Origin of the sequence: Paenibacillus donghaensis, assembly GCF_002192415.1 — a bacterium.
GTDB classification, from domain to species: domain Bacteria; phylum Bacillota; class Bacilli; order Paenibacillales; family Paenibacillaceae; genus Paenibacillus_AQ; species Paenibacillus_AQ donghaensis.
Genome location: NZ_CP021780.1, coordinates 4,421,249 through 4,447,291, shown reverse-complemented (window position 1 = coordinate 4,447,291; position 26,043 = coordinate 4,421,249). Strand labels below are relative to the sequence as shown.

The 26,043-nt window shown below is 55.2% G+C and carries 24 protein-coding genes and 1 riboswitch; of the genes, 21 read left to right on the top strand and 3 right to left on the bottom strand.

Annotated elements, in window-relative coordinates:
* The 3 genes from B9T62_RS20500 to B9T62_RS20490 are packed head-to-tail and all read left to right on the top strand — an operon-like array spanning window position 1 to window position 2,548.
* On the top strand, window positions 1-747 hold the full coding sequence (locus tag B9T62_RS20500; RefSeq protein WP_087916995.1) for a metal ABC transporter ATP-binding protein: 747 nt from the start codon (window positions 1-3) through the stop codon (window positions 745-747).
* The gene (locus B9T62_RS20495) at window positions 744-1,673 is read left to right on the top strand and encodes a metal ABC transporter permease (protein WP_087916994.1); all 930 of its coding nucleotides are present in this window, start codon (window positions 744-746) and stop codon (window positions 1,671-1,673) included. Before B9T62_RS20500 ends, B9T62_RS20495 begins: the two co-directional genes overlap by 4 nt.
* A complete protein-coding gene (locus tag B9T62_RS20490) occupies window positions 1,670-2,548 on the top strand; it encodes a metal ABC transporter permease (RefSeq protein ID WP_087916993.1) in 879 nt (292 codons plus the stop codon). The genes B9T62_RS20495 and B9T62_RS20490 overlap by 4 nt, the downstream gene beginning before the upstream one ends.
* On the opposite strand, the gene B9T62_RS20485 is transcribed toward B9T62_RS20490, so the two are convergent.
* Window positions 2,549-3,721, bottom strand: coding sequence for a PstS family phosphate ABC transporter substrate-binding protein (locus B9T62_RS20485; protein ID WP_087916992.1), 1,173 nt, complete (start codon window positions 3,719-3,721; stop codon window positions 2,549-2,551).
* 221 nt (window positions 3,722-3,942) lie between these two features.
* A riboswitch (FMN riboswitch) is annotated at window positions 3,943-4,094 on the top strand.
* Between the two features lie 124 nt (window positions 4,095-4,218).
* Between B9T62_RS20485 and B9T62_RS20480 the strand changes: the two genes are divergently transcribed.
* The 7 genes from B9T62_RS20480 (at window position 4,219) to B9T62_RS20450 (ending at window position 12,299) form a co-directional block, all read left to right on the top strand.
* Window positions 4,219-5,199 carry a DMT family transporter gene (locus B9T62_RS20480; protein WP_087916991.1) on the top strand — a complete coding sequence of 327 codons (981 nt, stop codon included), beginning with the start codon at window positions 4,219-4,221 and terminating at the stop codon, window positions 5,197-5,199.
* 728 nt (window positions 5,200-5,927) lie between these two features.
* A complete protein-coding gene (locus B9T62_RS20475; RefSeq protein ID WP_087916990.1) occupies window positions 5,928-6,482 on the top strand; it encodes a DUF5412 family protein in 555 nt (184 codons plus the stop codon).
* Window positions 6,483-6,678: 196 nt separating this feature from the next.
* The gene (locus B9T62_RS20470) at window positions 6,679-7,341 is read left to right on the top strand and encodes a stage V sporulation protein AA (protein WP_087916989.1); all 663 of its coding nucleotides are present in this window, start codon (window positions 6,679-6,681) and stop codon (window positions 7,339-7,341) included.
* Entirely contained in the window at window positions 7,338-7,763 is a 426-nt protein-coding gene (locus tag B9T62_RS20465; RefSeq protein ID WP_087916988.1) for a stage V sporulation protein AB, read from the top strand. The genes B9T62_RS20470 and B9T62_RS20465 overlap by 4 nt, the downstream gene beginning before the upstream one ends.
* A gap of 927 nt (window positions 7,764-8,690) precedes the next feature.
* Entirely contained in the window at window positions 8,691-10,217 is a 1,527-nt protein-coding gene (locus B9T62_RS20460) for a spore germination protein (protein ID WP_087920344.1), read from the top strand.
* A gap of 188 nt (window positions 10,218-10,405) precedes the next feature.
* Window positions 10,406-11,737 carry a diaminopimelate decarboxylase gene (lysA, locus tag B9T62_RS20455; RefSeq protein ID WP_087916987.1) on the top strand — a complete coding sequence of 444 codons (1,332 nt, stop codon included), beginning with the start codon at window positions 10,406-10,408 and terminating at the stop codon, window positions 11,735-11,737.
* Between the two features lie 130 nt (window positions 11,738-11,867).
* Window positions 11,868-12,299: a peptidylprolyl isomerase gene (locus B9T62_RS20450; protein WP_087916986.1), complete on the top strand. Its 432-nt coding sequence runs from the start codon at window positions 11,868-11,870 to the stop codon at window positions 12,297-12,299.
* Window positions 12,300-12,881: 582 nt separating this feature from the next.
* On the opposite strand, the gene B9T62_RS20445 is transcribed toward B9T62_RS20450, so the two are convergent.
* Entirely contained in the window at window positions 12,882-13,634 is a 753-nt protein-coding gene (locus B9T62_RS20445) for a response regulator transcription factor (protein WP_087916985.1), read from the bottom strand.
* Between the two features lie 6 nt (window positions 13,635-13,640).
* The gene (locus B9T62_RS20440; protein ID WP_245863934.1) at window positions 13,641-14,882 is read right to left on the bottom strand and encodes a sensor histidine kinase; all 1,242 of its coding nucleotides are present in this window, start codon (window positions 14,880-14,882) and stop codon (window positions 13,641-13,643) included.
* 251 nt (window positions 14,883-15,133) lie between these two features.
* On the opposite strand from B9T62_RS20440, the gene pduA reads away from it, so the two are divergent.
* From pduA to B9T62_RS20385, 11 genes are all read left to right on the top strand, one after another.
* Window positions 15,134-15,418 (top strand): propanediol utilization microcompartment protein PduA, encoded by a 285-nt coding sequence (gene pduA / locus B9T62_RS20435; RefSeq protein ID WP_087916984.1) that lies wholly within the window; start codon window positions 15,134-15,136, stop codon window positions 15,416-15,418.
* A gap of 15 nt (window positions 15,419-15,433) precedes the next feature.
* Window positions 15,434-16,276 carry a propanediol utilization microcompartment protein PduB gene (gene pduB, locus B9T62_RS20430; RefSeq protein WP_087916983.1) on the top strand — a complete coding sequence of 281 codons (843 nt, stop codon included), beginning with the start codon at window positions 15,434-15,436 and terminating at the stop codon, window positions 16,274-16,276.
* A 43-nt stretch (window positions 16,277-16,319) separates the two neighbouring features.
* On the top strand, window positions 16,320-17,117 hold the full coding sequence (locus tag B9T62_RS20425) for a BMC domain-containing protein (protein ID WP_087916982.1): 798 nt from the start codon (window positions 16,320-16,322) through the stop codon (window positions 17,115-17,117).
* A 5-nt stretch (window positions 17,118-17,122) separates the two neighbouring features.
* Window positions 17,123-17,773: a phosphate propanoyltransferase gene (locus B9T62_RS20420; protein ID WP_245864639.1), complete on the top strand. Its 651-nt coding sequence runs from the start codon at window positions 17,123-17,125 to the stop codon at window positions 17,771-17,773.
* A 5-nt stretch (window positions 17,774-17,778) separates the two neighbouring features.
* Complete coding sequence (gene eutJ, locus B9T62_RS20415; protein WP_245863933.1) at window positions 17,779-18,627, top strand: ethanolamine utilization protein EutJ; 849 nt, start codon at window positions 17,779-17,781, stop codon at window positions 18,625-18,627.
* Window positions 18,624-19,403: a hypothetical protein gene (locus tag B9T62_RS20410; protein WP_157793936.1), complete on the top strand. Its 780-nt coding sequence runs from the start codon at window positions 18,624-18,626 to the stop codon at window positions 19,401-19,403. The genes eutJ and B9T62_RS20410 overlap by 4 nt, the downstream gene beginning before the upstream one ends.
* A gap of 37 nt (window positions 19,404-19,440) precedes the next feature.
* Entirely contained in the window at window positions 19,441-20,940 is a 1,500-nt protein-coding gene (locus B9T62_RS20405) for an acetaldehyde dehydrogenase (acetylating) (protein ID WP_087916979.1), read from the top strand.
* Between the two features lie 15 nt (window positions 20,941-20,955).
* On the top strand, window positions 20,956-21,243 hold the full coding sequence (locus tag B9T62_RS20400; RefSeq protein WP_087916978.1) for a EutN/CcmL family microcompartment protein: 288 nt from the start codon (window positions 20,956-20,958) through the stop codon (window positions 21,241-21,243).
* Entirely contained in the window at window positions 21,240-22,373 is a 1,134-nt protein-coding gene (locus B9T62_RS20395; RefSeq protein WP_087916977.1) for a 1-propanol dehydrogenase PduQ, read from the top strand. Before B9T62_RS20400 ends, B9T62_RS20395 begins: the two co-directional genes overlap by 4 nt.
* A 134-nt stretch (window positions 22,374-22,507) precedes the next feature.
* Entirely contained in the window at window positions 22,508-23,332 is an 825-nt protein-coding gene (locus tag B9T62_RS20390) for an MIP/aquaporin family protein (RefSeq protein WP_087916976.1), read from the top strand.
* A 63-nt stretch (window positions 23,333-23,395) separates the two neighbouring features.
* The gene (locus tag B9T62_RS20385; protein WP_087916975.1) at window positions 23,396-25,969 is read left to right on the top strand and encodes a glycyl radical protein; all 2,574 of its coding nucleotides are present in this window, start codon (window positions 23,396-23,398) and stop codon (window positions 25,967-25,969) included.
* The last annotated feature ends 74 nt before the right edge of the window (window positions 25,970-26,043 follow it).

Below are 26,043 nucleotides of genomic sequence, written 5' to 3'. Positions count from 1 at the left end.
ATGTCAGAATTGGCAACTGGACTACAAGTGAAAGGGCTGTCTGCAGCCTACCGCAAAAGCACCGTGCTGGAGCAAGTGAACTTCGAGCTGCCGAAAGGTTCGCTGACCGGGATTGTCGGACCAAATGGTGCCGGCAAATCAACCCTGCTTAAGACAATGCTGGAGCTTCATCCGAAGCTGAGCGGCACGGTGACGTTCGCTGGTGAGCCCCTTTCCAATATGCGCAGAAAAATCGGGTATGTTCCACAGCGCGGATCAGTAGACTGGGATTTTCCCACCGATGCGCTGGATGTGGTGATGATGGGCTTGTACGGAGCCGTCGGCTGGCTGAAGCGTCCGAAGGCCAGCCATCGCGAACTGGCGCTTAAGGCATTGATGCAGATGGGAATGACAGACTTCGCAGACCGCCAGATCAGCCAACTGTCCGGCGGCCAGCAGCAGCGTGTGTTCCTGGCCCGCGCCCTGGTGCAGGACGCGGAGATTTATTTCATGGATGAACCGCTGGCCGGAGTGGACGCCGCTACAGAGCAGGCAATCATGTCCACGCTCCGCGAGCTGAAGGGAAGAGGCAAGACGGTGCTGGTCGTCCACCACGATCTGCAGACGGTAGAGGATTATTTTGACCATGTGCTGCTGCTGAACCGCACGGTAACGAATTACGGGCCTACCGCCGATATTTTTACGAAGGACAATGTATACCGGACTTATGGCGGCGGATTGCGCTGGCGGAATGAGGTGCCCTCATGAGCCTGCTGGTGTCTCCGAATACCTGGTGGGTGCTGCTCAGCATGCTGATTCTCGGCATTGCCTCAGGCATGATCGGCTGCCTGGCCTATTGGAAACGGCAGAGCCTGATGAGCGACGCCCTGTCGCATGCCGCATTGCCGGGGGTGGTGATCGCTTTTGCTCTGACCGGAGTCAAAAGCCTGCCCGTGCTGATCTTCGGAGCTGCGGTCAGCGCCCTGCTTGGCGCACTTCTGGTACAGTGGGTCGTGGCCTACAGCCGGATCAAGGAGGACTCGGCGATGGGCATTGTGCTGTCTGTGTTTTTTGGACTGGGGATCATGCTGCTTACTATGGTCAACCGCACGGGCGGCGGCAATGTCAGCGGACTGGACGGCTTCATCTTCGGACAGGCGGCCTCCATGGTGCGCAGCGATGTCTATACGATGAGCGGGCTGGGGCTGCTGGTTATAGCTCTGGTCGGGATTGCCTTCAAGGAATGGAAGCTGTTCCTGTTCGACCCACAGTTTGCCAAGGGCCTTGGGCTGTGGAACCGGACGATGAATGTTCTCTATACGGCCGTTCTGGTGCTCGTTATTGTAATCGGCATTCAGGCGGTTGGAGTCATCCTGATGTCGGCGCTGCTGATTATTCCGTCGGTCAGTGCGCGTTACTGGACACATTCCTTCGGCTGGATGCTGATCTGGGCGGCGGTAGTTGGAGGAGGCTCCGGCGTTGCCGGGACACTCATCAGCACGATGGGCAAAGGCTGGCCTACCGGACCGTTTATCGTAGTGTGCTCGGCAGCCGTGTTTACGGTTTCATTATTGTTCGGTGCTCGCAAGGGGCTGGTTATTACCGCGATCCAACAGCGTAGTGAGAAGAGCAGCAGCCTGCGGAGAGCAGCACTCGAGAGAGAGAAACCACTAAGAGAGGGGGAATGGGGATGAGTTATACAGGCTGGGTATTAATCACGGCAGGTCTGGTTGGACTCTCCTGCGGCATTGTCGGCGTACTGCTGATTCTGCGCAGAATGGCGATGATGGCCGATGCGATCAGCCATACGGTGCTGCTCGGCATCGTGGTTGCTTTTCTGCTGACGCGACAGCTGAGTGGCTATCATATGCTTGTGGGAGCGGTAATTGCCGGACTGCTGACCTCGATCATGATTCAGTGGCTGCAGTCGCGCGGTGTTCAGGGAGAAGCTTCGATCGGAGTGGTGTTTACCACACTGTTTGCCGTGGGCGTGATTCTGATTGCTACCAAGGTAGGCAACGCCCATCTTGATGTGAAGCATGCGCTGATGGGCGAGATTACCTTCATTCCGTGGACTACAGTTTCCCTGCCCTGGATTGGGGAGATTCCCGAGGCGACGCTGATTCTGTCGATTGTGCTGCTGGTGGTGCTGACTGTGATCATTGCCTTCTACAAGGAGTGGAAAATCACTTCGTTCGACCCCGCTCTTGCTGCCAGCCTGGGCATTCCGGTTATCATCATGCATTACGCCTTCATGTCGCTGCTGTCGGTGACTACGGTGGCTGCCTTCGATGCTGTCGGCGCGATCATGGTGGTGGCGATGCTGATTACACCGGCTGCCTCGGCGTATCTCTGGACGGACCGGCTGTCCGTGATGTTCGTGCTGAGCGGACTGTTCGGCATTGTCTCGGCCGTGTCGGGTTATTATATTGCCGCCTGGCTCGATACCTCGATCTCAGGCTCAATGGCTTTTGCCACAGGTCTGCTGTTTATGGCCAGCTTCCTGGGTTCACCGAAGCATGGTCTGGCATCCCGTCTGATGTCACGCAGAACGGTGCAGGAGCAATAATTATTTGAGAGCGGTATAGCCTGTTTTCTCGATCAGCTCCTGGCCCTGCGGCGACAGAATGAAGTCCAGGAAGTGCTGGACGTTCGGATTGCTGCTGCCTGCCGTCACCGCATAGAATTCGGAGGTGAGCGGATAGCTGCCGTTGCGGATATTCTCCTTGTTCGGAGCCGCTCCGTCGATGGCGAGCAGCTTGATGTCGCCACTGGCATTCATCTCGGAGGCATAGAACAGGAAGCTGTAGCCAAGCGCATTTTTGTAGTTGCGGTAGCTGGCCGTCTGCTTAATGATTCCGCTCATCGCATCGGCAATATTATCCTTCAGCGGCTCCATAATCGGAGTGTCTCCCATATATTTCTCCAGCATGGTCTGGCTGCCGCTGTCTGCGGGGCGCTGGAAGGCACGGATCTTATCGTCTCTACCGCCCACGTCCTGCCAGTTCGTCAGCTTGCCGGAGTAGATATCCTTGATCTGGGCTGTGGTCAGTGCGCGGACTGCATTGTTCCGGTTTACAAAAAAGACAAAGGCTTCGCGTCCAATCGGTGTCAGCTTCAGCTCGACGCCCTGGCGCTTGGCCTCTTTCTGTTGGGCAAGCGAGGGGGAGGCTACAAAAATAATATCGGTCTCGCCGTTGATCAACCGCTTGTAGGCTTCTGGAGTGGTAGAGGAAACTACAGGACTCTCTTCAAGAGCATACGGTTCATAGGTGCCGGAAGGATAAACCGCCTGCACAAAAGCCGAATAAAGCGGGTATAGCGCAGTAGCTCCGTCAAGTCTGGGGATGTCCCCGCTAAGCTTATATTCGGCGTCTTCGCTCAGCACGGCGACTTTGGAGCCAGTCTGAAACGGCTCATACTGCCGCAGGTTAACCTCCTGATCGCTGACTGTTGCGAAGCTGTTGTGATACGCTTTATTAATCTCATAGCCTGCAGTAGCCAGCAGGCAGACACCGAGGAAAGAGATCAGACTGATACGCCGGATGCGCAAGCTGAAGAACCTGAAGATGCTGATGACACTGTAAATGGCAAATCCAACAGTCAGCGTTGCTAACAAAGGAACATAAAAGATTAGCCCTCCAAAAAGTCCAGTCAAAAGGCTTGCTACAAAACCGATTGCAATTACGCCAAGCACAGCTACGATGGATGAGAGTAGTTTGGTCCCGAATGAATTATTCACAATTGAACCTCCATTGCTTCATACGTTTACTTAATAAGACAGCCTAACATTTGCCATTATACCTTATTCTGGTTAGCCATGGCTGTGCGGTGCCCAAAGTGGAGCCATAGAGCAAACTATGCTTGCAGTGTTTTATGAAGGTAATATGTCTTTTTTCATAAAAGGCTGGACGAAAGCGTCATAGAGGAGTATTCTAAGATTGTGAAAAATATAACGGAATACAAGATTCTCGGGGTAAGGTGAAATTCCTGACCGGCGGTGATGTTCAAAGCGAACTAAGCCCGCGACTCTCTGCCTCCGCATTCTGCGGGGGAGAGACTGATCTGGTGACAATCCAGAGCCGACGGTAAAGTCCGGATGGGAGAGGATCATAAGGTAAAGGCGCTGCAGTGCATACTGTACGTCTTTATTGAGAATGCCCCGAGTGCTGCCTTTTTCAGGCAATTCGGGGCTTTTGGTCTCTTATCGAGGGTTTGTATCGACAAGGAGAATGGTTGATGAGTAATGTAACAGCTTCACCGACAGGGGTACGCACCGCCCCGCTGCGCAGCGGGTTCTGGCTGGTAGTTATGGGCGCAGCCCTGTGGGGAGCGGACCCGCTGTTCCGCATCCTGCTGCTGAAATCACTGACTTCTTCACAGATTGTCCTGCTGGAGCATGTCATTTTGTTCCTGGCCGCTGCACCAGTGCTGTGGCGTCACCGCGCCGAGCTGAAGGGCATCGGCCTCCGCCAGGGCGGCGCGCTTTTGATTGTATCCTGGGGAGGATCGGCGCTGGCAACCATTTTGTTCACGATGGCGTTGACCCGCGGAGATCTGAACGCTGTGCTGCTCCTGCAGAAGCTGCAGCCGCTGTTCGCCATTGGCCTTGCAGCAGTGATGCTTAAGGAGCGCCTGCCGAGAAATTTCGGACCACTGATTATTGTAGCCCTGGTCGGCACGTATCTGCTAACCTTCGGCTGGACGGTTCCTTTCGGACACGTCAACAGCTTCATGGACACCGGCAGCCTGATGGCGCTGGGAGCCGCTGCGCTGTGGGGTGCATCCACGGTCATGGGCAGATTTTTGCTGGGTTCGATGAAATATGAGACAGTAACCTCCCTGCGCTTTATGCTTGCGCTGCCGTTGTTGTTCGTCATTACGACGGTGCAGGCTGATCCATGGCAATTCAGCGGCGGTATGGGCGCCTCCGCAGCCATTGCCATCAATCTGCTGCTGCAGGCGCTGTTGCCCGGACTGCTCAGCATGCTGCTCTATTACAAGGGGCTTAGTACAACCAAGGCTTCCGTAGCCACACTGGCTGAGCTTAGCTTCCCGATGACCGCCCTGATCATTAACTGGCTGGTGTTCGGACAGCTGGTTACCCTGCCGCAGATTATTGGGTTTGCCCTGATCTGGACGGCGCTGTTTTTCATCTCCAGCCGGCAGTCGCAGCCTGAGCCTGCGGGCGCTGAGCCGGTCAACCTGAAGGCCAGCTGACCCAAGCTGAATTTCCGGCCGCCTGAGGGGACAGCCCCTGGGCATAAGGCTTAATAGAAAGTCCGCTTGCGCAGAGTGATCTGTAGTGGCGGGCTTTTTTTATTATAGGAATATTAGAACACAACGTCGAATAAGAAATAGATGCAAAAAGTGCATCAATTTTACTGATTTTCTCCGTTTTGGAGCAAATAGATGCAAAAAGGGTTACTACTTAGGCCCCCGCGAGACTCCAAGCCCTTGAACTAGGTAACCTGCATTCTAGCGGACCGTATAGCCCCTATTTCCTCCTATCAGCGATCTTTTGACGTCTTACGGACCGTATAGCCCCTAAGTCGTCAAAACAGGCTCAAAAGCGAGGGTTTTCTGTGATATAGAGGCTCCTGGGTCCGTTAATCCTGCAAAACGGCCTATGTACAGCAAATAGAGGCTCCTGAGTCCGCAACCGTCTGAAATCGAAGCGAGGGTTACGAGCGAAGAGGGCTAGGGGACCTAAGTAGTAACCGTATTCGCACTTAAATCGGTGGCTGGACTAAGGTGGTGTTCAAGAAATCACATCTTGGATGCTCCTATCTTATGGAGCCCTAAGCAGCAACCCGTTTCGTAACTAAATGTTCGTCTCCTTAAAGGAGTCCTAAGTAGTAACCACTTTCGCATCTATTTACTCTGAACGTTCGCAGCCGGTTCATTCACAAGTGTCCAACGTTTTGAGCTGGAAAAGAGGAGGGAATATGATTACTTATTTGAATTTACTTGGTCTCTTGATTTCTCTCATCACCGTACTGATATTTTTGTTTTTTTGTTTCAAATTATTTGCTTTCTTCATAAAAAAGAAGCCATTCCCTAAAAAACTGTTACTCGCGACTCTGATAGGATGTGGGGTTGTTTCTGCACAGCTGGCGTATAATAAATACTTCTTTACATTCGATAACCTTGAAGGTGAATTTTATAAAGGACCTGTGAACTCGCCAACAAATAAATATATTGCTAATGCTTACTATATGGCTTATGGCGGTGCCGCTGGCGGAGTTAATTTATGGGTAGATATTACTTATCATGATGATGATAACAATATTAAGACAGTGTATTACAGTGATGCGAAAAGTAACTTTTCTATGGAATGGAAAGATGAAGATACCCTATACATTGTAAATGAAGAACCGAATTTCCCAAGTTCAAACAGAAGTATTACATTGGACATTGAAAAAGAGATTTATCACGATAGAGGACTAGCTTGTCAAAGCTGGATAATGAAAGATAAATTTGAAACTTGTTATCAAAACTAATAATACTTCGTTTGTAGTAGAGGAACCAGATAAACCTTGATGACCCATGGCGGGCATCGAGGTTTTTTTGTGAGGATGGTGAACGCCCCCAATAAAGATTCCATGAAGCAGAGTAAAAATAAACCTTTTCTCCCATACTACCGTTAATCAATTCTGCTCTTAATTTGTTATAAGGCATGCTTTAGGAGGACTGCGGATGAATCGCCATGCTGCTCCTGTCATCTATATCCAACTGAAAAACCGGGTGACGGTGCCCAAGGGCAAACCGATTATCCTACGTGACGTCGCTTCGCTGATTACCGATTCGCAGTGGGAGGAGCCGCTGTATTCGCTCTTGTTAATGGACCCGCGGCAGAGTGACGGCAATCTGATCCTAGTTGATCTGCTGACCGTGATCCCGCTGATTCGCGGATTAATTCCCCAGGCACAGGTTGAGCCAATCGGGGATCACCGCACCATTGTGCAGATTGAAGGCCCGGTAACGGGACGCAAGCCGTCGACGCCTCTGTTTGTTCTGGTCTGGCTGCTGCTATTCTTCGGTTCTGCGCTGACGATTATGAATTTCCATGCAGATGTCAGCATGCAGGAGGTGCAGATCCGGATTGTGGAGATGCTGACGGGACGCCGGGACGAGCATCCGTATGTGTTTCAGATTGCCTATTCGCTGGGGATCGGTCTGGGGATGGTCATTTTTTTCAATCATCTGTTCAAAAAGAAATGGAACGAAGAGCCTACTCCGCTGGAAGTGGAAATGTTTCTGTATCAGAAAAATATCGACCAGTATGTGGTCAATGAGGAGTACAGAAAACGCAAGCGGCACCGGACCGGCGAATCGGGGGACGAGGGGGAGCAAGGATGACTGCACCGATATCTCTTGGATTGAATCTGCTGCTTGGCATTGCCGGGGGGATCGCTGTGGGCGGCGGGGTCATTGCCTTGTTTGTAGTGCTGGATATCGTACCTCGGCTGGCGCAGCTCACTTCTTCTTACCATAGAGTTCACTGGTATGAAGGCGCTATGGTTGGCGGTTCCCTGATCGGCACGGTCAGCGATTTCTGGAACTGGCAGCTGGAGGCGGGGCCGTTGGTTGAGCTGGGTGTGGGCCTGCTGGACGGGATTTTTATTGGCATGCTGGCGGCTGCCTTGACGGAGGTGCTGAACGTGCTGCCCATTCTGGCGAAACGGCTGCATATGACACATTATCTGTTTGGGCTGTTGATGGCTATGGTCTGCGGCAAGGTGGCAGGCTCGTTATTTGACTGGTTTGTGTACCGATATTAGGCGGGGGGTTATAGAGTGAGAAAATATATTCATAGCGGCGATGTGGTCGAAGCTGCCAATAAACAGAGCGAGACACCGTCAGCGCAGAGTGACAGCACGGGTCAGCAGAATACAGAAATGTCCGCCGTACCTGGCATGTTGGCCGAGCAGCAGGTGCAGCCGGAGAGTGGGGTGGACAGTGCCGCGGTGATGGAGAATAACGCGGCAACCGGTCCTGACGCTGAGACAGCAAGCGGGAACGCAGCAGAAGCTCAGCCCCAGGTTGCGGATAACGCAGGTGCTGCGGCGGCTGGAGCGGGCGCTGAGGTGCAGACAGCGGGCGCAGGTGAAGGAGCCGCAGCTGCTGGTGTGCAGACGTCTGGCGGAAATGCTGGAGCCGATGGAGTAGTGGTAGGGGAAACAGCCGGAGTAGAGGCTGGAGGTCAGACGAGTGGCGCGGCTGCTGATGTACAGACAGCTGGCGTAGAGGCTGGCGGTGCGGCGGCTACAGCCGGAGCAGGTGACGACAAGGACGGCCCAACTGCTGGCGGTGCCGCAGTCGGAGCGGACATTGCCGGCGAGGTGGCCGCGCCGGAAGACGTGGCGCCCGGCACCGTAGCGCAGGCGTCCGCAGACCCCGCTGCCGCAGACCCCGCTGCCGCAGCAGGCGGCAATGGCGGCCAGCAGGATGCCGAAGCCGCCGATGAGCTGGGCAGCGAGCAGCCGGAGCCGTCCGGCAAGGGATTTTTTGCCCGGCTGTTCGGCTTCGATGACGAGACGGATGACACGAACGACGAGGACGGCGACGGAACAGGCGGCGAACAACAGACCCAGGCCCAGCAAGCTGTGGGGGCTGCGCCGGAGGAGCAAGGGCAGGCTCAGCAGGCTGGGCCGCAGGCGCTGAAACCAGATGAGCAGAAGCAAGACCCGCTGCAGCTCAAACGCGACATGGAGATGTCCGATTCCCTGGAGGAGTCTGTTGTTTATTGGCAGGGGCATGACAACATTCCACTGACTCTGAAGCAGACGAAGGATACACTGACCGAAGTGATGGGGCTAGGCTCCTCCTTCGATGTGGTGTTCCGCGAGATGTCGTTTGGAGGCCAGAAGGCCGCCTTGTTATGCATTAGCGGTTTCGCTAAGGATACGATTATCGATGAAATCCTGAAGCGCCTGACTTATCTGACCCCCGAGAATCTGTCTACGGATGTACTGTCCCAGTTTATGAGCGAATACATTCCCCACATCCAGGTGGAGCAAGGCCAACTGCTCAGCGAGACCGTCAACAAGGTATTGACTGGCATGAGTGTCTTCTTCATTGAAGGTGAGGAGCAGGCGATCATCATGGATACCCGCTCCTATCCGAGTCGCAACCCGGATGAACCATCGATCGAACGGGTGGTGCGCGGCGCGCGCGACGGGTTCACCGAAACGCTGCTGAGCAATGTGGCATTGGTGAGAAGACGGATACGCGACCCGGGGCTGAAATTCGAGATGCATCAGGTGGGCCGGCGGACAAGAACCGATGTCTGCGTAGCTTACATTGATGACATTGTGGACAAGACGCAGGTGAAGGCGGTCACGGACAAAATCAAAAGTGTCGACCTCGACGGCATTCCCCTGGCGGACAAGCAGTTGGAGGAGGCGATCGTAAGCGGTGGCTGGAATCCCTACCCGCTGGTACGTTATTCGGAACGTCCCGATGTGGTTGCTTCCCATTTGCTGGAGGGCAGGGTCGTTGTGTTTGTCGATACGTCCCCCAGTGTGATGGTGCTGCCTACAACCTTTTTTGATCTCTGCCAGCATGCCGAGGAGAATCGGCAGACGCCGTTTATGGGCACATATCTGCGCTGGGTGCGGTTCATCGGGATTTTTTCCTCGATGTTTCTGCTGCCGCTGTGGATGCTGCTGGTTATTCATCCCGAGCTGAAGCCACCGATGCTGGACTTTATCGGTCCCGAGAAGACGGCCAAAATTCCGCTGCTCGCCCAATTCCTGATCGTTGAGCTGGGGGTCGATCTGCTGCGGATGGCTGCCGTGCACACCCCGACACCGCTTGGCTCGGCGATGGGTCTGATCGCGGCTATTCTGGTAGGCGATATTGCTGTGCAGACCGGCCTGTTCGTCAATGAAGTGGTGCTGTATATGTCGGTAGCCTCCATCGGCATGTTTGCTACTCCCAGCTATGAGTTGGGGCTGGCGAACCGGATTGTCAGGCTGGGGCTGCTGGTGGCGGTGGCGGTCTTCCAGGTTCCGGGATTTATGATCGGGTCGACGCTGCTGATCGTGCTGCTGACGACACACCGGTCATATAACTCCTCATACATGTGGCCGTTTATACCCTTTAATGCAAAAGCGATGGGAGAAATAATCCTGCGTCAGCCGGTACTATTCTCCAAAACAAGGCCATCCTTCAACAAAACCAGAGACAATACGAAGATGAAGCCGGTCCAGGATCAAGAGAACCAGTCGTAGGATAATACAAATCTCCTGCAAAATAGTCCATTCAAGGGGTTCCCTCTCTCTGTTATACTGAATACACTAACCAGCCCCGCAAAACCGGAGATTCTGCTTCCGGAGCGTGATGTGGCACCTTGCGGCGGGCCTGAACATATCATAGAGGGATGGAAATGCTAATTCCCTATTAATTGGAGGACTGCACAATGTTTTTACACGGGACGAGCCAAATTAACAATGCAGGGCATTTGGAAATTGGCGGATGTGATGTGACTGAACTGAAAGCGGAATATGGAACTCCGCTGTATATATTGGACGAGCAATTGGTTCGCCAGCGTTGCCGTGAATATATGGAAGCCTTCAAGGCTTCAGGACTTGGTTTCCAGGTCGCTTATGCGAGCAAGGCCTTTTCGGTTATGGCGATGTGCCGTTTGGCTGATGAAGAGGGACTGTCGCTGGACGTGGTTTCCGATGGAGAGCTGTTTACTGCACTGAAGGCGGGATTCCCGGCCGAGCGGATTCATTTCCATGGCAACAACAAGACAGCCGACGAGATTGAGATGGCGATTGATTCCGGGATCGGCTGCTTCGTGGTCGACAACCTGGTGGAGCTTAGCCTCCTGCAGTCGATTGCCAGCCGCAAGGAAGCGAAGGTGAATGTACTGCTGCGTGTGACCCCAGGGGTTGAAGCGCATACGCATGAATATACCTCGACCGGCCAGACCGACTCCAAGTTTGGTTTCGATATCGGGAACGGATCAGCTTATGAAGCGGTTAGAGCAGCTGCCTCCAAAAGCAATCTAGTTCTGCTCGGCGTTCATTCGCACATTGGCTCCCAAATCTTCGAAACCGACGGCTTCGAGCTTGCGGTGGAGCGGGTAGCCGGCTTTGCGCGCAGCGTGCGCGAAGGCTTGGCAGTTGACTTCCGTGTCGTCAATCTGGGCGGCGGCTTCGGCATCCGTTATGTGGACGGCGATACGCCGCTGCATGTCTCGGAATATGTGGCCGCGATTACAGGTGCGGTGAAGACTTATTTTGCCGGAATTTATGATGCCCTGCCGCAGATCTGGGTAGAGCCGGGCCGCAGTATTGTCGGCGATGCGGGAACTACACTCTATACTGTGGGAACCCAGAAGGATATCCCTGGCGTACGCAAATACATTGCGGTGGATGGCGGAATGACTGACAACCCGCGTCCAGCGCTGTATCAATCCAAATATGAAGCGCTGCTCGCCAACCGGGCGACAGAAGCCGCTTCCGAAACGGTTTCGATTGCCGGCAAATGCTGCGAGAGCGGCGACATGCTGATCTGGGACGTAGAGCTTCCGGAAGCGCAGAGCGGTGATCTGCTGGCGGTAGCCTGCACAGGCGCATACAACTATTCGATGGCGAGCAACTATAACCGGATTCGCCGTCCGGCGGTAGTCTTCGTGCAGAACGGGCAGAGCGATCTGGTCGTGCGCCGCGAAAGCCATGATGATCTGATTGCCAACGATATCGTACCCCAGCGGATTGCCAAGCAAGCAGTATTGAAATAACTGTCCGCATATTTATAGGATGCAGAGCTAAGACCGGAGGGATGGCCTTCCGGTTTTGCTTTGTGCGTGGTTTCATAGTAGAATAAAAAAAGTGTTCAACATTTGGTAAATTCGAAAGGGGTATTTACATATGGCAAAGCAAGCAAAAGTTACACTTGAAAACGGCGGCGAAGTGCTGATCGACTTGTTCGAACAGGATGCGCCTAACACAGTAGCCAACTTTGAGAAGCTGGCAACAGAAGGTTTCTACAATGGTTTGGTATTCCACCGTGTCATTCCAGGTTTCGTAGCACAAGGCGGATGTCCTAGTGGAACAGGCTCCGGCGGGCCAGGTTACACCATCAACTGCGAGATTAACCCTAACAAACACGAGCGCGGTTCCCTGGCTATGGCACATGCCGGCAAGAACACAGGCGGAAGCCAGTTCTACATCGCCTACGCTCCACAGCCTCACCTGGACGGAGTACACACCGTATTCGGTAAAGTAGCCAAAGGCATGGAATATGTCGATGCTTTCCAAGGCCGCGACAAGATGAAATCCGTAGAAATTATCGAAGCTTAAGATCATATATGGCGTAGCAATAAGGCTGTCCCACAAGCAGAAGTTCTGCGAGTGAGGACAGCCTTTTGTTTAAAATATAAGAATTTATATGTTTCACGCTCTCAATTATCCTTCTATTTCTCGCAGAAAACGGATGCCTGAAAGCGATACGTAGTATCGCTGCTTCGGAAGCATACGCTTTGCAGAGGACGACGAAGCCGTTTCACTTAATATCGAAGACTCGGCACAGTAGTGGCTTGTTAAGTTGGCGAACCCATGATTTAGTTAGGAAAGTGGTTACTGCTTATGCCTCAGTATGTTGAGAACATCGAAGTTTTCGCTCCGGTAGTGGTGTCATGAATTTGGCCGATTGATTTAGATGCGCAAGTGCATCTAATTTTCGGTTTTTTGGTGTTTTGGATCAAATAGTTGCAAAAAGGCACTTAATTCCGGCGTCTGAGCGCTGAAGGATTGATTTACTCGAAATTAGTTGCAATATCGAACTTAATCACCTCCTGACAGAGGTTTCAGCTGAAATTAGTTGCACTTTCGCATCTATTTGCTCCGAACGATCCAGGCTCCCTTTTAATTCCCCACTGGGAGCTACCGCAGGGCCAGCTCGGCCTGCTTCTTGAACTGCAGCGGGGTCTGCTGTTCATATTTGAAGAAGACACGCGAGAAATAGGCTGCGTCCGAGAACCCCAGATCAATTGCCACCCGGTAGACCGGCAGGCTGCTGTGCAGCAGCATATCCTTGGCCCGGCTGATCTTCTGCACGGTGACGTATTCGGTAAAGGTGACCCCGGTGCGGCTTTTGAACAGGCGGCTGAAATATTGCGGATTCAGGTGAATGGACGCGGCAACCTCAGACAGAGTCAGCTCGCTTGTAATGCGCCGTTCAATATATCGCAGTGCTGTCTCAATCAGATCTTTGTCTGGCTTGGGAGCGGCAGGGATTGCCTCTACGTCCATAGCTTCGCCTTGATTCAAGGACTGGATCGCCTTGTCGAGCGCAGATTTGAGCTGGTGGGGCGGCACAGGCTTCAGCAGATAGTCAATGACCCCACACTGCAGGGCTTCGCGGGCATATTGGAAATCACTGTAGGCAGTCAGAATAATCGTCTTCGTCTGCGGGAAGCTGTGAATAATCTGCTGCTGGGCCTCCAGTCCGTTCTTCTCGGGCATGCGGATATCCATCAGCAGAATTTGCGGCCGCAGCAACTGCACCTTGCGGATCGCCTCCTCGCCGTTGCGGGCATCCTCCACCACTTCTATATCCAGCGGCAGCCGCTGAATCATTGTGCGCAGCGCCAGCCGCTCCAGCGGCTCATCCTCAACTATCATCAGTTTAATCACAAATGTTCATCCTCCATTCGGGGCTTGCAGCTGTTCCTTCAAGCAGGGCAGGGTGATATGGACCAGCGTGCTGACATCCGGCTGGCTGCGGATACTGAGGCCGTATGATTTGCCGAAATAGCCGCGCAGCCGTTCATGTGTGTTGAATAGTCCGATTCCCGTATGTGTGCCGTTGTCCTCATCCCAGCTGGCGAACGCGCGCAGAATATCCGGCTTAAAACCTCTGCCGTTATCCGCAACGGTGATGACAATCCGGTTATCCGGCGTTCGGCAGCCGCTGATCCGCACGGTGCCGCCGTCGCGCTTCTGCTCCAGTCCGTGCATGAAGGCATTCTCCACCAAGGGCTGCAGCACCATCGACGGGATGCGGTAATCCATAATCTCAGGGTCGACTTCAATTTCATATTGAATCCGGTCGCTGTAGCGCAGAGTCTGGATGTAGAGATATTTCTTAATCGACTCGATTTCCGAGCGGATCTTGGGGAATTCCTCGACATTCTTCAGATTATAGCGCAGCAGGTCGCAGAGGTTATAGATCAGCTCCTCCGTTTCCGGGGCATTTTCGATCAGGGCCATACGGGCGATGGTGTTCAGTGTGTTGAACAGAAAATGGGGATTAATCTGTGCCTGAAGTTTCTTCAGCTCCATCGTTTTGGCTTTCTGCTCCAGCAGCAGATTCTCGCGGCTTTCCTTGAGAAATTGTTCCTGCACCATTTTTTTCATACTGATCTCGGCAATATAGTTCGCAACAAAGGTATCGAAATTGACCGAATCCTCCAGGTATTGCCGGCTGACGAGCGGAATCTGCCCAATCGCCTCCAGCACCTTCTGCAGCGGCAGTCCGAATTCAGCTGAGATACGCTCGGCGTCAATCTTCGCACGGTCCGCTTCATCCGTCAGGACCTGCCCTCCCAGCACCGCCCCCAGAAAATAACCTTCGGCAATGATTGGCGCCACACAGTCCTGCAGACCCAGATGACAGCGGTAGATTTGTGGTTTGCGGTGTTTCATCGCCAGCTTCCCGGCCTCATAATCACAGCCGATGCATTTCCGCTCCCCTTCGGGGGAAGAACGCACCAGCTTGCAGAATGGGGAGAAATTGCTCCACGTGCCCATTGGATTGCCTTCCGCATCAATCGTTATAACGGGAAACACCACGATTTTGGCCAGCTTCTCTTGTATGCTCTTAAATGCTTCCACTTCAATAATGTCGGCAAGTTGAATCACTTCGGACATGGTTATCGCCATTCCTTTCAGAAACCCTGCTCCTCCGGCAAGGAGGCAGCTGTCAAGATAGTGGCATTATGCCACAGCTTATTTGTAAGCGCAATCAACTATAGCATATTAACTACATGTAATTTTATGACATGTCATTAAAGTACAAGGCAGCTAGTCATTATAATCCTGTTTCGAGTGGTTAAAGTCAAATATTTGCGGCCCGGTTCTTCGTACAATGGACATGAAAACGCAAGTTCAAATCTATGGAGGTGCGCAAAATTATGCGGCAGGAAGCACTCGGACTTATTGAAACAAAAGGGCTGGTCAGCGCAATCGAAGCAGCGGATTCAATGGTAAAGGCTGCGAATGTGACCTTGATCGGCTATGAAAAAATCGGCTCCGGTCTGGTAACCGTTATGGTCAGAGGAGATGTAGGTGCTGTCAAGGCGGCAACGGATGCGGGAGTAGCTTCCGCGAAACGGGTAGGCGAGGTCATTTCGGTACATGTGATTCCAAGACCGCATATGGACGTTGAGAAGATTCTGCCGAAGCTGCCTGAACAATAAAACCGGGGTGAGAGTATGGATGAAGCAATTCTGAAGCAGGTGATTGAAGCGGCCGTCCGGGCAATTCCCGGCGGCGTGCCTTCTTCCCCGGCAGCCGATGCTGCCGCAGGCCTTCCGCTGAACAACCAACAGTATACGGAAAAGAGGGAACAAGACGTGACAACCGATTACAAAGCGATAACGGAATATGTCGGCTCAGCCATGGGGGATACCGTGGGCCTGGTGATCGCCAATCTGGACCGCCATCTGCATGAGAGCATGGGCCTGGATCCGAGATACCGTTCAATCGGCATCATCAGCTCGCGTACCGGCGCAGGTCCGCATATTATGGCCGCTGACGAGGCGGTGAAGGCGACCAACACGGAAGTGGTTTCGATTGAGATGGCACGGGACACCAAGGGCGGGGCTGGACACGGCTGTATCATTATTTTTGCCTCCGAGGATGTCTCCGACTCCCGCCGGGCGGTGGAAGTGGTGCTCAAGGAGCTGCCGCGTACCTTCGGGGATGTCTACCCTTGCGATGCCGGACATGTAGAACTGCATTATACGGCACGTGCGAGTCTGGCGCTGGAGAAAGCTTTTGGCGCACCGGCGGGCAAATCCTTCGGTATTCTGGTTGGTGCTCCGGCTGCGATTGGCCTGCTGATGGCAGACACCGCGCTCAAAACAGCCAATGTGGAGATTGTAACCTACGCCAGTCCGGATAAAGGCACAGCCCGTTCGAATGAAATTATCGTGACGATTACAGGCGATTCCGGCGCGGTCCGCCAATCGGTGATCTCCGCCCGCGATGTAGGCGTAAGCGTACTGAGATCGATGGGCCACAACCCGGTATCGATGACACAGTCCAATCTGTAGAGCAGCACAAGCATACATGTAAAACGTTGAAGGAGTGGCTACTGTGAATGGGAATGCCCTTGGTCTGATTGAGGTGGTCGGTTATCCGGCGGCGCTGGAGGCTGCCGATACCTGTGTGAAATCGTCCCATGTCAAGCTGCTGGGCTACGAGAAAGCGCTGGACGGGCGGATCGTGGTCAAAATTACCGGAGATGTGGGTGCGGTCAAAGCTGCGGTAGAGGGAGCGAAGAGCAGCGCCAGCAAGCTGGGAGCGGTTATAGCGGCGATCGTCATTGCCCGCCCGGCGGAAGGCATCAGCCGGCTGGTCCATTCCCCCGAAACCGTATTCACCGAGCCGGGGGCGGAACAGATGCCGGCAGAGCCGCTGGAGGAAACTGCGGGCGGGAAGACGAAGGCGGCAGAGTCTGCTGCCGGTCAGCGTGCTGCTGACAGCCCTGTTGCAGAGGAAGAGGCAGCTGAAGCTGAGCTGTCGGCAGCTAATGAGTCTGATGTGGAAGAGCTCGATGCAGAAGAGTCTGCAGGCGGGGAACCTGCAGCGGATACGGAAGCGGAACAGGCGCCAGTGGTCGAAGCTATGGATCAGGAGTTGCAGCAGGAGCTGCAGCCAGAGCCGGAAGAGCCACAGCATGAACCGCGGCAGGAGCTTCAAGAGCTACAGCAAGTGCTGCAGCAAGAGCAGCAAGGGGAGCAAGTGCAGCAAGTGCAGCAAGTGCAGCGGACCGAGATCAGCTGCAATCTGTGCGGCGATCCGCTGTGCGGGCGGATCAAAGGCCAGCCGGCCAGTCTCTGCCTGCACTACCGGCCGCGCCGCGCCAAAACAAATAAGGATGGTCAACCGTGATGGACATAAATAATCAACTGGTTCACAGCCTTGCGGCGGAAATCGCAAGCACGCTTAGAGTAAAGGACCGCAGCTATAGCATTCCGGTTGGAATCTCCGCCCGCCATATCCATCTGAACCGCCAGGATATGGAGGTGCTGTTCGGAGCTGGCCATGAGCTGACGGTCCGAAGCAATCTGAAGCAGCCCGGTCAATTTGCCGCTGCGGAAACTGTTTGTATCGCCGGACCCAAAGGCTGTTTTCCGAGTGTCCGCGTACTGGGGCCGCTGCGGCCTGACAGCCAGATCGAAATTTCGCGCAGTGATGCTTTTGCGCTCGGGATTAACCCCCCCGTCCGCGATTCAGGGGATACGGCAGGCTCCGCGAGCCTGTGTGTGATCGGACCCAAAGGCATGCTGGTGATGAACAATAAGACGATCTGCGCCAAACGCCATATTCATATGAGCGAAGAGGATGCAGCTCGGTATGGGGTGAAGAATGGGGATTCGGTTGCTGTAGAGTCGGCGGATTCCGGCAAGAAAATTACGCTTCATGATGTGCGTATTCGTGCCAGCCGTGATTTCGTGCTGGAGATGCATATCGATACCGATGAGGCAAATGCGGCAGAGGTGAAGAACGGAGACACCGTTCGGATCACTGCAGTGCAGCAAGAGTGAAGCCTATGGGCGCTGAGCACAGCATGGAGCGGGTCAATCTGCTGGTCCGTGAAATGGAGCTGGCGATGGATGATTCACAGCCTTTTGAGGATAAAGACTTTAAGCTGCCCTACAAGGTCGGCGTGGATCTGGGTACCTCGAATATCGTGATTACGGTGCTTGACCAGGATGATAGGCCGGTAGGCGGCGCTCTGGAGAAAGCCCATGTGGTCAGAGATGGCATTGTGGTTGAATACGTCCGTGCGGTTACGCTGCTGCAAGAGATGAAGGAACGTCTGGAGCAGCGCCTCGGCACGGTGCTATACGAAGCGGCTACGGCCATTCCGCCTGGGATTTCGCCCGGCAACGTGAAGGTGATCACCCATGTGGTTGAAGCTGCGGGCTTCCGGGTGATCCATGTGATTGATGAGCCTGAAGCGGCAGCGAAGGTGCTGCAGGTAAGTAGCGGCGCGGTGGTGGACATCGGCGGCGGCACAACCGGCATCTCCATTATCAGGGACGGCACGGTGGCGGCTTCCGCCGATGAACCGACAGGCGGCGTGCATATGACGCTGGTAATCTCCGGGAACCTCGATGTGGATTTCGCTGCGGCGGAGCAGCTGAAGCATGACCCGGAGCAGCACCGCATGCTGTCCCCCGTCGTGCAGCCGGTGATTGAGAAAATGGCCCATATTGCGATGAGCTACATTCCGCAGGATATCGAAACGGTGTATCTGGCAGGAGGCAGCTGCTGCCTGCAGGGGATCGAGGAGGTCTTCGCCAAATACACTTCGCTCAGCGTACGGAAGCCGGATAATCCGCTGCTGGTTACTCCGATCGGGATCGCAATGAGTGCGGGAAGAGGTGGCCTGTGATGAACGCCGAGGCCTTAATCCGCCAGATGCTGGAGTCGCTGCTGCCTGCGCTGAGCAGGAGAGTCGTTGTGTTTCTCAGCGGCGGTACAGTGAACGAAGGTTGTGTAGCCAGGGTGCTGGCGGATTACCCGCTGTACCGCTACAGCCTTGTCATCGATGACAGTCCCGGCTTGCCTATGCTGGATGAGAAGCTGCTGTCACAGCTGTCCGCGTCTAGATTAACGGAGCTGGCCGAAATCGAGCAAGCCTTGCGGGAGGCGGAGCTGGTGCTGATTCCGCTCGCCACCCGCGGCGCATTAAGCAAGATCGCGCTTGGCATAACCGACAGCCCGTTAACTGCTGGCATCGCCGCAGCGATTATGCTGCGCAAGGAGATCGTCGCGGTCCGTGATGGCTATGATCCGCTGCATGCCGTGCAGGCCGCAGCCGGGATGGGCGGCAACGCGGCGTACAACGGGATGCTGCTGGGCTATGAGCGCACGCTGCAGGATTTCGGCGTCAAGGTGGTCACACTGGCGGAGTTCCGTGAAACGCTGAGCCCGCCTGGACTGCTGCCGGAGGGATACGCTGCAGCAGGCATTTCGCCAGGCAGCGAAAGGGCAGCCGCCCTGAACCCGCCGGACGCCATCCATCTGCCGGATTCGGTCATTACCCTGGCCGATGTGCAGCATATTCCAGGGGGTACGCTGAGCACACGGGAGGATGCCATCATCACACCGCTGGCCCGCGAGCTGCTGGAAGCGCGCAGGATAGAGCTCCGTTTTCTGAAGAAATAAGTCAGCAACAAGCATTAAGAAGCAGGAGGAAACAGCAATGAAGATTCTGGATCATGATCTGCAATCCATACAGGAGGTTCGCGTCATTCTCGCAGCCGCCAAAGAAGCACAGAAGATTCTGCAAAGCTACAGCCAGCAGCAAATTGACCACATTGTAGCGCAGGTGGCCGCAGCTGCGGAGCAGTCCGCCGTCAAGCTGGCCCAAATGGCCCATGAGGAGACCGGCTTCGGCCGCTGGGAAGACAAGGTGATTAAGAATACATTCGCCAGCAGGCATCTGCACCGGCATATTAAGGACATGAAGACCGTTGGTGTAATCGCCAGCCATGAAGCCGATCAGATCGTGGATATCGCCGTACCGGTCGGTGTAATCGCCGGGCTGATTCCTTCAACCAATCCAACCTCGACGGTGATTTACAAAAGCTTGCTAGCGCTGAAGACAGGCAACGCTATCGTCTTTTCGCCTCATCCGTCCGCACGCCGCTGCATCAGCGAGACGGTAGCCATTCTCTCCGCTGCGGCGGTGCAGGCGGGAGCGCCTGAAGGCATTCTGGGCTGCCTGTCTATTCTCAGCATGCCGGGCACCAGCGAGCTGATGAAGCACCGCGACACCTCGCTTATCCTGGCCACCGGCGGAGAAGCAATGGTGAAGGCGGCTTACAGCTCCGGCACACCTGCCATCGGCGTCGGCCCAGGCAATGGCCCGGCCTTCATAGAGCGGTCGGCGGATATCCCGCGCGCGGTCAAGCAGATTATCGACAGCAAAACGTTTGATTACGGCGTGATCTGCGCTTCCGAGCAATCGATTGTGGTGGAGAAGGAGAGCAGACAGCAGGTTGTACAGGAGCTGCTGCGGCAAGGCGCCTATTTCCTCAGCGGCGTGCAATCGGCCCAGCTCGGCTCCTTCCTGCTGCGGGGCAATGGAACGATTAATCCGCAGGCGGTTGGCAAGGCGCCGGAGAAACTGGCGGCAATGGCCGGCTTCAGCATTCCGGCCGGAAGCCGGGTGCTGATCTCGGAGCAGACGACCGTTTCGCACAGCAATCCTTATTCCCGGGAGAAGCTGACGCCTGTGCTGGCTTTTTATGAGGCGGAGGATTGGAAATCGGCCTGCGAGCGCTGTATGGAGCTGCTGGAAGGGGAAGGTAAAGGGCATACCATGACGATCCATTCACGCAATGAAGCCGTGATCCGGGAGTTTGCGCTCCACAAGAAGGTGTCACGCCTGCTTGTTAATACTCCGGCAGCGCTGGGCGGCATTGGAGCCACCACGAATCTTCCTCCGGCCATGACGCTGGGCTGCGGTGCGGTTGGCGGCAGCTCCACATCGGATAACATCGGGCCAATGAACCTGCTGAATATCAGGCGGCTGGCTTATGGTGTGCGCGAGATGGAGGATTTGCGGGAGCCTGCGCCGGTGTGTGCGGCGAAGCAGGGGACGCCTGAAGTAGCGGCAGCAGCGGCGGCACCGGCAGCAATGAATGAGGCTGAACTGGAAGCGATGGTACAGCAGCTGCTCCGGCAGTTGATGGGATAAGGGAGGAATCACAGCATGCATCTGGCTACAGTAATCGGCAAGGTCGTCTCTACCCAGAAATGTGAGAAGCTGATCGGCGCCAAGCTGCTTATGATCAAATCAGTGGACGAGAAGCGCAGAATTACCGGTGATGAAGTGTTCGTTGCCATTGATATGGTTGGCGCGGGAATGGGGGACCTGGTGCTGATTGACTGGGGCAGCTCCATGTATGAGGACATCCGCTTATCCGCAGATATGTCGATTGTCGGGATTGTGGACGATTTGCAGACCGACGAAGGGCGTGGAACGGAGGCAGAGGAATGAACCGCTTTTGTGTAAAGACGGAGATTTATTTTGATTCAGGTGCGCTTGAATATTTAACGCTGCTCGATAACCGCCGGGCGCTGATCATTACCGATCCATTTATGGTGCAGGCCGGGTTCGCGGATACCTTAATTCATATTCTGAAGACCAGTGTGGAGGATTACCAGCTCTTCACCGGCATCCGGCCTGATCCGCCTGTTGAGGTGGTGGCCGCCGGAGTGAAGGAATACCTGGCCTTCCGTCCCGATCTGATTATTGCTCTGGGCGGAGGGTCCACCATTGACGCGGCCAAAAGCATTCTGCTCTTCGCCCGCCAGCTTGCCGGGAATGCGGATGACGGCGGCAAGCCGCTGTTCATTGCCATCCCGACGACAAGCGGCACCGGATCGGAAGTGACCTCTTATTCGGTCATGACAATGGGCGACACGAAGATTCCGCTCGTCTCCCAGGATATGATCCCGGATGTGGCAATTATGGATGCCACCTTTCTGAGAACCGTGCCGCCGCAGATTACAGCCGATACCGCCATCGATGCGCTGACGCATGCCATCGAAGCCTATGTGTCGACGGAGCATTCCGATTATACGGATGCGCTCAGCGAGAAGACCATCGAGCTGATCTTTGATTATCTGCTGCGTGCTTACCACAGCGGCGACGATCTGGAGGCGCGGGAGCGCCTGCACAATGCTTCCTGTCTGGCAGGCATGGCGTTTACGAACGCGGCGTTGGGCATCACCCACAGCATGGCACATACGCTGGGCGGGCATTTCCATCTGCCGCACGGACGGGCGAACGCCGTGCTGCTGCCCTACATTATCGAATACAACGCTGACCTGGAGAGCGGCGGTGAGAGCCAGGCAGCGATGCGCTACCGCAAGCTGGCTTATCACCTGCATCTCCCGGCGGCAACGGTGTCGGAGGGAGTGGGCAGTCTGGTTTCGGCGGTGCAGGCACTGCAGAAGCTGACCGGCACGCCGGCGTCGCTGGAAGCTGCCGGCATCGACCGGGAGGCTTATGAAGCGGCGCTGCCCGCGATGAGCCTGGCAGCGCTGAAGGACAAATGCACCGCGACCAATCCGCGCGGGGTCAATGTTCAGCAGCTGGAACAGCTGTTTCGTAGAGTGTATTAGCGCTTACGAAGAGAGTTTTGCCGAAGCATATTCAAAGAAGTAACGCTAACAAAACTAGGTAACGCTTACGAAGAGAGTTTTGCCGAAGCATATTCAAAGAAGTAACGCTAACAAAACTTGTGGGAGAGTGAATCATGAAAAAGACGCTGCTCGGCGAATGCCTCGCGGAGTTCATTGGAACCTTCATCTTTCTGTTTATCGGGCTCGCGGCTGTAGTCTCGCTGGTTGCCGGAGGTTCAGACATTACCTGGGCGGAGCTGACGCTGACCTGGGGGTCCGCAGTCATGCTAGGGGTCTTTATTGCCGGTCATGTCTCGGGCGCACATCTTAATCCGGCGGTGACGATCAGCCTGGCCGTCTGGAGCGGATTCCAGCGCAGCAAAGTGATCCCTTATATTGCGGCGCAGATCCTCGGCGCATTTGCCGGAGCAGCGACTGTGTACGCGATCTACCGCAATACCATCCTTGCTCATGAGCAGGGAGCAGGCATTGTCCGCAGTACGGACGGCGGCTGGGCCACGGCCGGAATGTTCAGTACGTTCCCGCAGAGCGGGCTGTCCCTGCTGCAAGCCGGACTGATCGAACTCATCATCACCGCCGTTCTTATGCTGGTGATCCTGGCCGTAACCGACGGCCGCAATGGCGCCGCCCCCAAGGTGGGTCTGGCCGCCGTATCCATCGGGCTGACCGTGGCCGTGCTGGGGATCAGCTTCGGCCACCTCACCGGCTTCGCGATGAACCCGGCGCGTGACCTGGGTCCGCGCTTGCTGCTGCTGCTCTCCGGCTGGGGAACGAACGCCCTCGGGCCGAATCTTTACGGGCTAATCGTGCCGGTATTTGGCCCGATTGCGGGTGCACTGGTCGGCGGCGCGGTGTATCACAAGCTGATCGTACCCTTTTATCCGGCGATGCCGGCAGTGGTGCTGTCAGACAAGGATCAGGACCAGCTGGCATCCTAACCGGGTGTTTCATGAACAGCTAAGCAACCATTATGAACGCAAACTGAAGGGGGAAGCTTTACGATGACAAAAGTGTATGATATGCCCAAATCAGCAGCAGTAACCGGCCGGATCGGCAACCTGATCGACAACCTGATGTCCGGCACACCGGAGATCGAAGCCGAAAGAGCGGTCCTGATTACGGAATCTTTTAAGCAAACCGAGCACCTGCCGATGATTATCCGCCGCGCCAAAGCGCTGGAGCATATTCTGCAGAACATGACGCTGGTGATCCGGGACAAAGAGCTGGTCGTGGGCAATCTGACGGCTAAGCCAAGAGGCTGCCAGATCTTTCCCGAGTTCTCGAACCGCTGGCTGTTGAGCGAATTCGATACGGTGGCCCGCAGAACGGGTGACGTGTTTACGATCTCGGACGATGCTGTCAGCAAGCTGAAGTTTTCTTTTGAATACTGGAACGGTCGCACGGTGCAGGAGCTGGCAACCTCCTTCATGTCTCCCGAGGCGCTGACAGCGATGGACGCAGACGTGTTTACGGTAGGTAATTATTATAATAACGGCGTTGGCCATATTTCAGTGGATTATGGAAAGGTGCTGTCCAAGGGCTTCAAGGGCATCATCGAGGAGGCGCAGCAGGCCAAAGCGGACTCAGACCGTTCGTTGCCGGGTTATATCAAAAAAGAACAGTTTCTGAACGCGGTGATCATCTCTGCTGAAGCAGCTATCCAGTTCGGCAAACGGTTCGCGGAGCTGGCCAAAAGCCAGGCTGCAGCCTGCAGCGACGGTGTCCGCCAGCGTGAGCTGCTGCAGATTGCCCGCAATTGTGAGCAGGTTCCGGCGAATCCGGCATCCAGCTTCAGCGAGGCGGTGCAGTGCTTCTGGTTCGTGCACATGCTGATCCAGGTGGAATCGAATGGGCACTCCGTGTCTCCGATGCGTTTTGACCAATACATGTACCCGTATTACAAACAGGATATCGAGCGCGGTGCCATCCGCCATGAAGAAGCCCAGGAGCTGCTGGACTGCCTGTGGGTGAAGCTAAACGAAGTTAACAAAATCCGCGACGAAGGCTCCAGCAAAGCTTTTGGCGGATATCCGATGTTCCAGAATCTGGTGGTCGGCGGCCAGAATGAGGAAGGGCTGGACGCCACCAACGAGTTGTCGTTCGCCTGCCTGGAGGCGACTGCCCATGTGAAGCTGCCGCAGCCTTCCGTCTCGATCCGCGTCTGGAACCGTACACCGGATGATCTGCTGCTGAAGGCAGCGGAGGTCAGCCGTCTGGGTCTTGGACTCCCGGCTTATTATAACGATGAGGTCATCATTCCCTCGCTGGTCAGCCGCTCCGTAAGTCTGGCGGATGCGCGTGACTACGGCCTTATCGGCTGCGTGGAGCCGCAGAAAGGCGGCAAAACCGAAGGTTGGCATGACGCCGCATTCTTCAACCTGCCGAAGGTGATGGAGTATGTCATCGGCAACGGTACCGTCAATGGCAAAAAAGCCGGGATCACCACTGGAGACTTCGCCTCCTTCACCTCTGTAGATCAGATTATGGATGCCTACCGCAAGCAGATGGAATATTTCGTCAGCCTGCTGGCCCAAGCGGATAACTCGGTGGATTATGCCCATGCGGAAAGAGCACCGCTGCCGTTCCTGTCCTCCATGGTGTATGACTGTATCGGCAAAGGCAAATCGCTGCAGGAAGGCGGCGCCTTCTATAACTTCACCGGACCGCAGGGGGTAGGTATTGCCAATGTGGCAGATGCCATGTACGCCATCCAGAAGGTGATTTTCGAAGAGCGGAAAACAACGTTGTCGGAGCTGAAGGCAGCGCTTGAACGCAACTTTGGCCTGGCTCAGCCGGCAGCTGTTGCAGCCTCCGCCCCTGTCTCGCTGGATACGCTGACCCAGGAGCATATTGTGGAGCTGATCAAAAAGTTCATCCTGGAAGGCAACCAGATTTCGTTAGCCCAGCTGGGCGCTCCAGCGAATGTGAAGGTGGATCTGGGCAACGGCCAGAGCCAGGGCCAGGGCCAAGGCAATGATACCCGCCTGCGCGAGTGGCTGATTGCCGCGCCGAAATTCGGCAACGACATCGAAGAGGTCGACGAATTGGCCCGCCAGGTAGGGCTTGTCTACTGCCGCGAGGTGCAGAAGCATGTCAATCCGCGCGGCGGAACCTTCCAGCCGGGACTGTATCCGGCTTCGGCCAATGTGCCGATGGGAGCCGCTACCGGCGCAACGGCAGACGGACGGCAGGCAGGCGAACCGCTGGCCGATGGTGTGTCGCCGGTGTCCGGCCGCGATACCAGTGGACCTACGGCTTCGGCCAACTCCGTCTCGAAGCTGGATCATCATATCGCCTCCAACGGCACGCTGTTCAACCAGAAGTTCCATCCGTCCGCGCTCAGTGGACCGGCGGGACTGGCGAAGCTGGCGGCGTTGGTCAGAGGGTATTTTGACCAGAAGGGGATGCACGTGCAGTTTAATGTGATCAGCCGCGATACGCTGCTGGAGGCTCAGCGCAATCCTGAGAAATACAAGAACCTCGTCGTCCGTGTGGCGGGCTACAGCGCCCATTTCACCACACTCGACAAGAAACTGCAGGATGACATTATTAACCGGACGGAGCAGACGATGTAACTATAGAAGGAAGGGGAGGAGAGGAGCAGTATTGGCTCCTCCTTCTCCGCATAAGGACAGGACATCACATTGAT

Coding starts and splice junctions, on each gene's coding strand:
- lysA (WP_087916987.1), top strand. CDS start 10,406: ATGTTTTTACACGGGACGAGCCAAATTAACAATGCAGGGCATTTGGAA.
- pduB (WP_087916983.1), top strand. CDS start 15,434: ATGGATGAAGCAATTCTGAAGCAGGTGATTGAAGCGGCCGTCCGGGCA.
- pduA (WP_087916984.1), top strand. CDS start 15,134: ATGCGGCAGGAAGCACTCGGACTTATTGAAACAAAAGGGCTGGTCAGC.
- B9T62_RS20495 (WP_087916994.1), top strand. CDS start 744: ATGAGCCTGCTGGTGTCTCCGAATACCTGGTGGGTGCTGCTCAGCATG.
- B9T62_RS20470 (WP_087916989.1), top strand. CDS start 6,679: ATGAATCGCCATGCTGCTCCTGTCATCTATATCCAACTGAAAAACCGG.
- B9T62_RS20405 (WP_087916979.1), top strand. CDS start 19,441: ATGAAGATTCTGGATCATGATCTGCAATCCATACAGGAGGTTCGCGTC.
- B9T62_RS20385 (WP_087916975.1), top strand. CDS start 23,396: ATGACAAAAGTGTATGATATGCCCAAATCAGCAGCAGTAACCGGCCGG.
- B9T62_RS20465 (WP_087916988.1), top strand. CDS start 7,338: ATGACTGCACCGATATCTCTTGGATTGAATCTGCTGCTTGGCATTGCC.
- B9T62_RS20500 (WP_087916995.1), top strand. CDS start 1: ATGTCAGAATTGGCAACTGGACTACAAGTGAAAGGGCTGTCTGCAGCC.
- B9T62_RS20395 (WP_087916977.1), top strand. CDS start 21,240: ATGAACCGCTTTTGTGTAAAGACGGAGATTTATTTTGATTCAGGTGCG.
- B9T62_RS20450 (WP_087916986.1), top strand. CDS start 11,868: ATGGCAAAGCAAGCAAAAGTTACACTTGAAAACGGCGGCGAAGTGCTG.
- B9T62_RS20480 (WP_087916991.1), top strand. CDS start 4,219: ATGAGTAATGTAACAGCTTCACCGACAGGGGTACGCACCGCCCCGCTG.
- B9T62_RS20400 (WP_087916978.1), top strand. CDS start 20,956: ATGCATCTGGCTACAGTAATCGGCAAGGTCGTCTCTACCCAGAAATGT.
- B9T62_RS20390 (WP_087916976.1), top strand. CDS start 22,508: ATGAAAAAGACGCTGCTCGGCGAATGCCTCGCGGAGTTCATTGGAACC.
- B9T62_RS20440 (WP_245863934.1), bottom strand. CDS start 14,882: ATGGCGATAACCATGTCCGAAGTGATTCAACTTGCCGACATTATTGAA.
- B9T62_RS20475 (WP_087916990.1), top strand. CDS start 5,928: ATGATTACTTATTTGAATTTACTTGGTCTCTTGATTTCTCTCATCACC.
- eutJ (WP_245863933.1), top strand. CDS start 17,779: ATGGGCGCTGAGCACAGCATGGAGCGGGTCAATCTGCTGGTCCGTGAA.
- B9T62_RS20460 (WP_087920344.1), top strand. CDS start 8,691: ATGGAGATGTCCGATTCCCTGGAGGAGTCTGTTGTTTATTGGCAGGGG.
- B9T62_RS20490 (WP_087916993.1), top strand. CDS start 1,670: ATGAGTTATACAGGCTGGGTATTAATCACGGCAGGTCTGGTTGGACTC.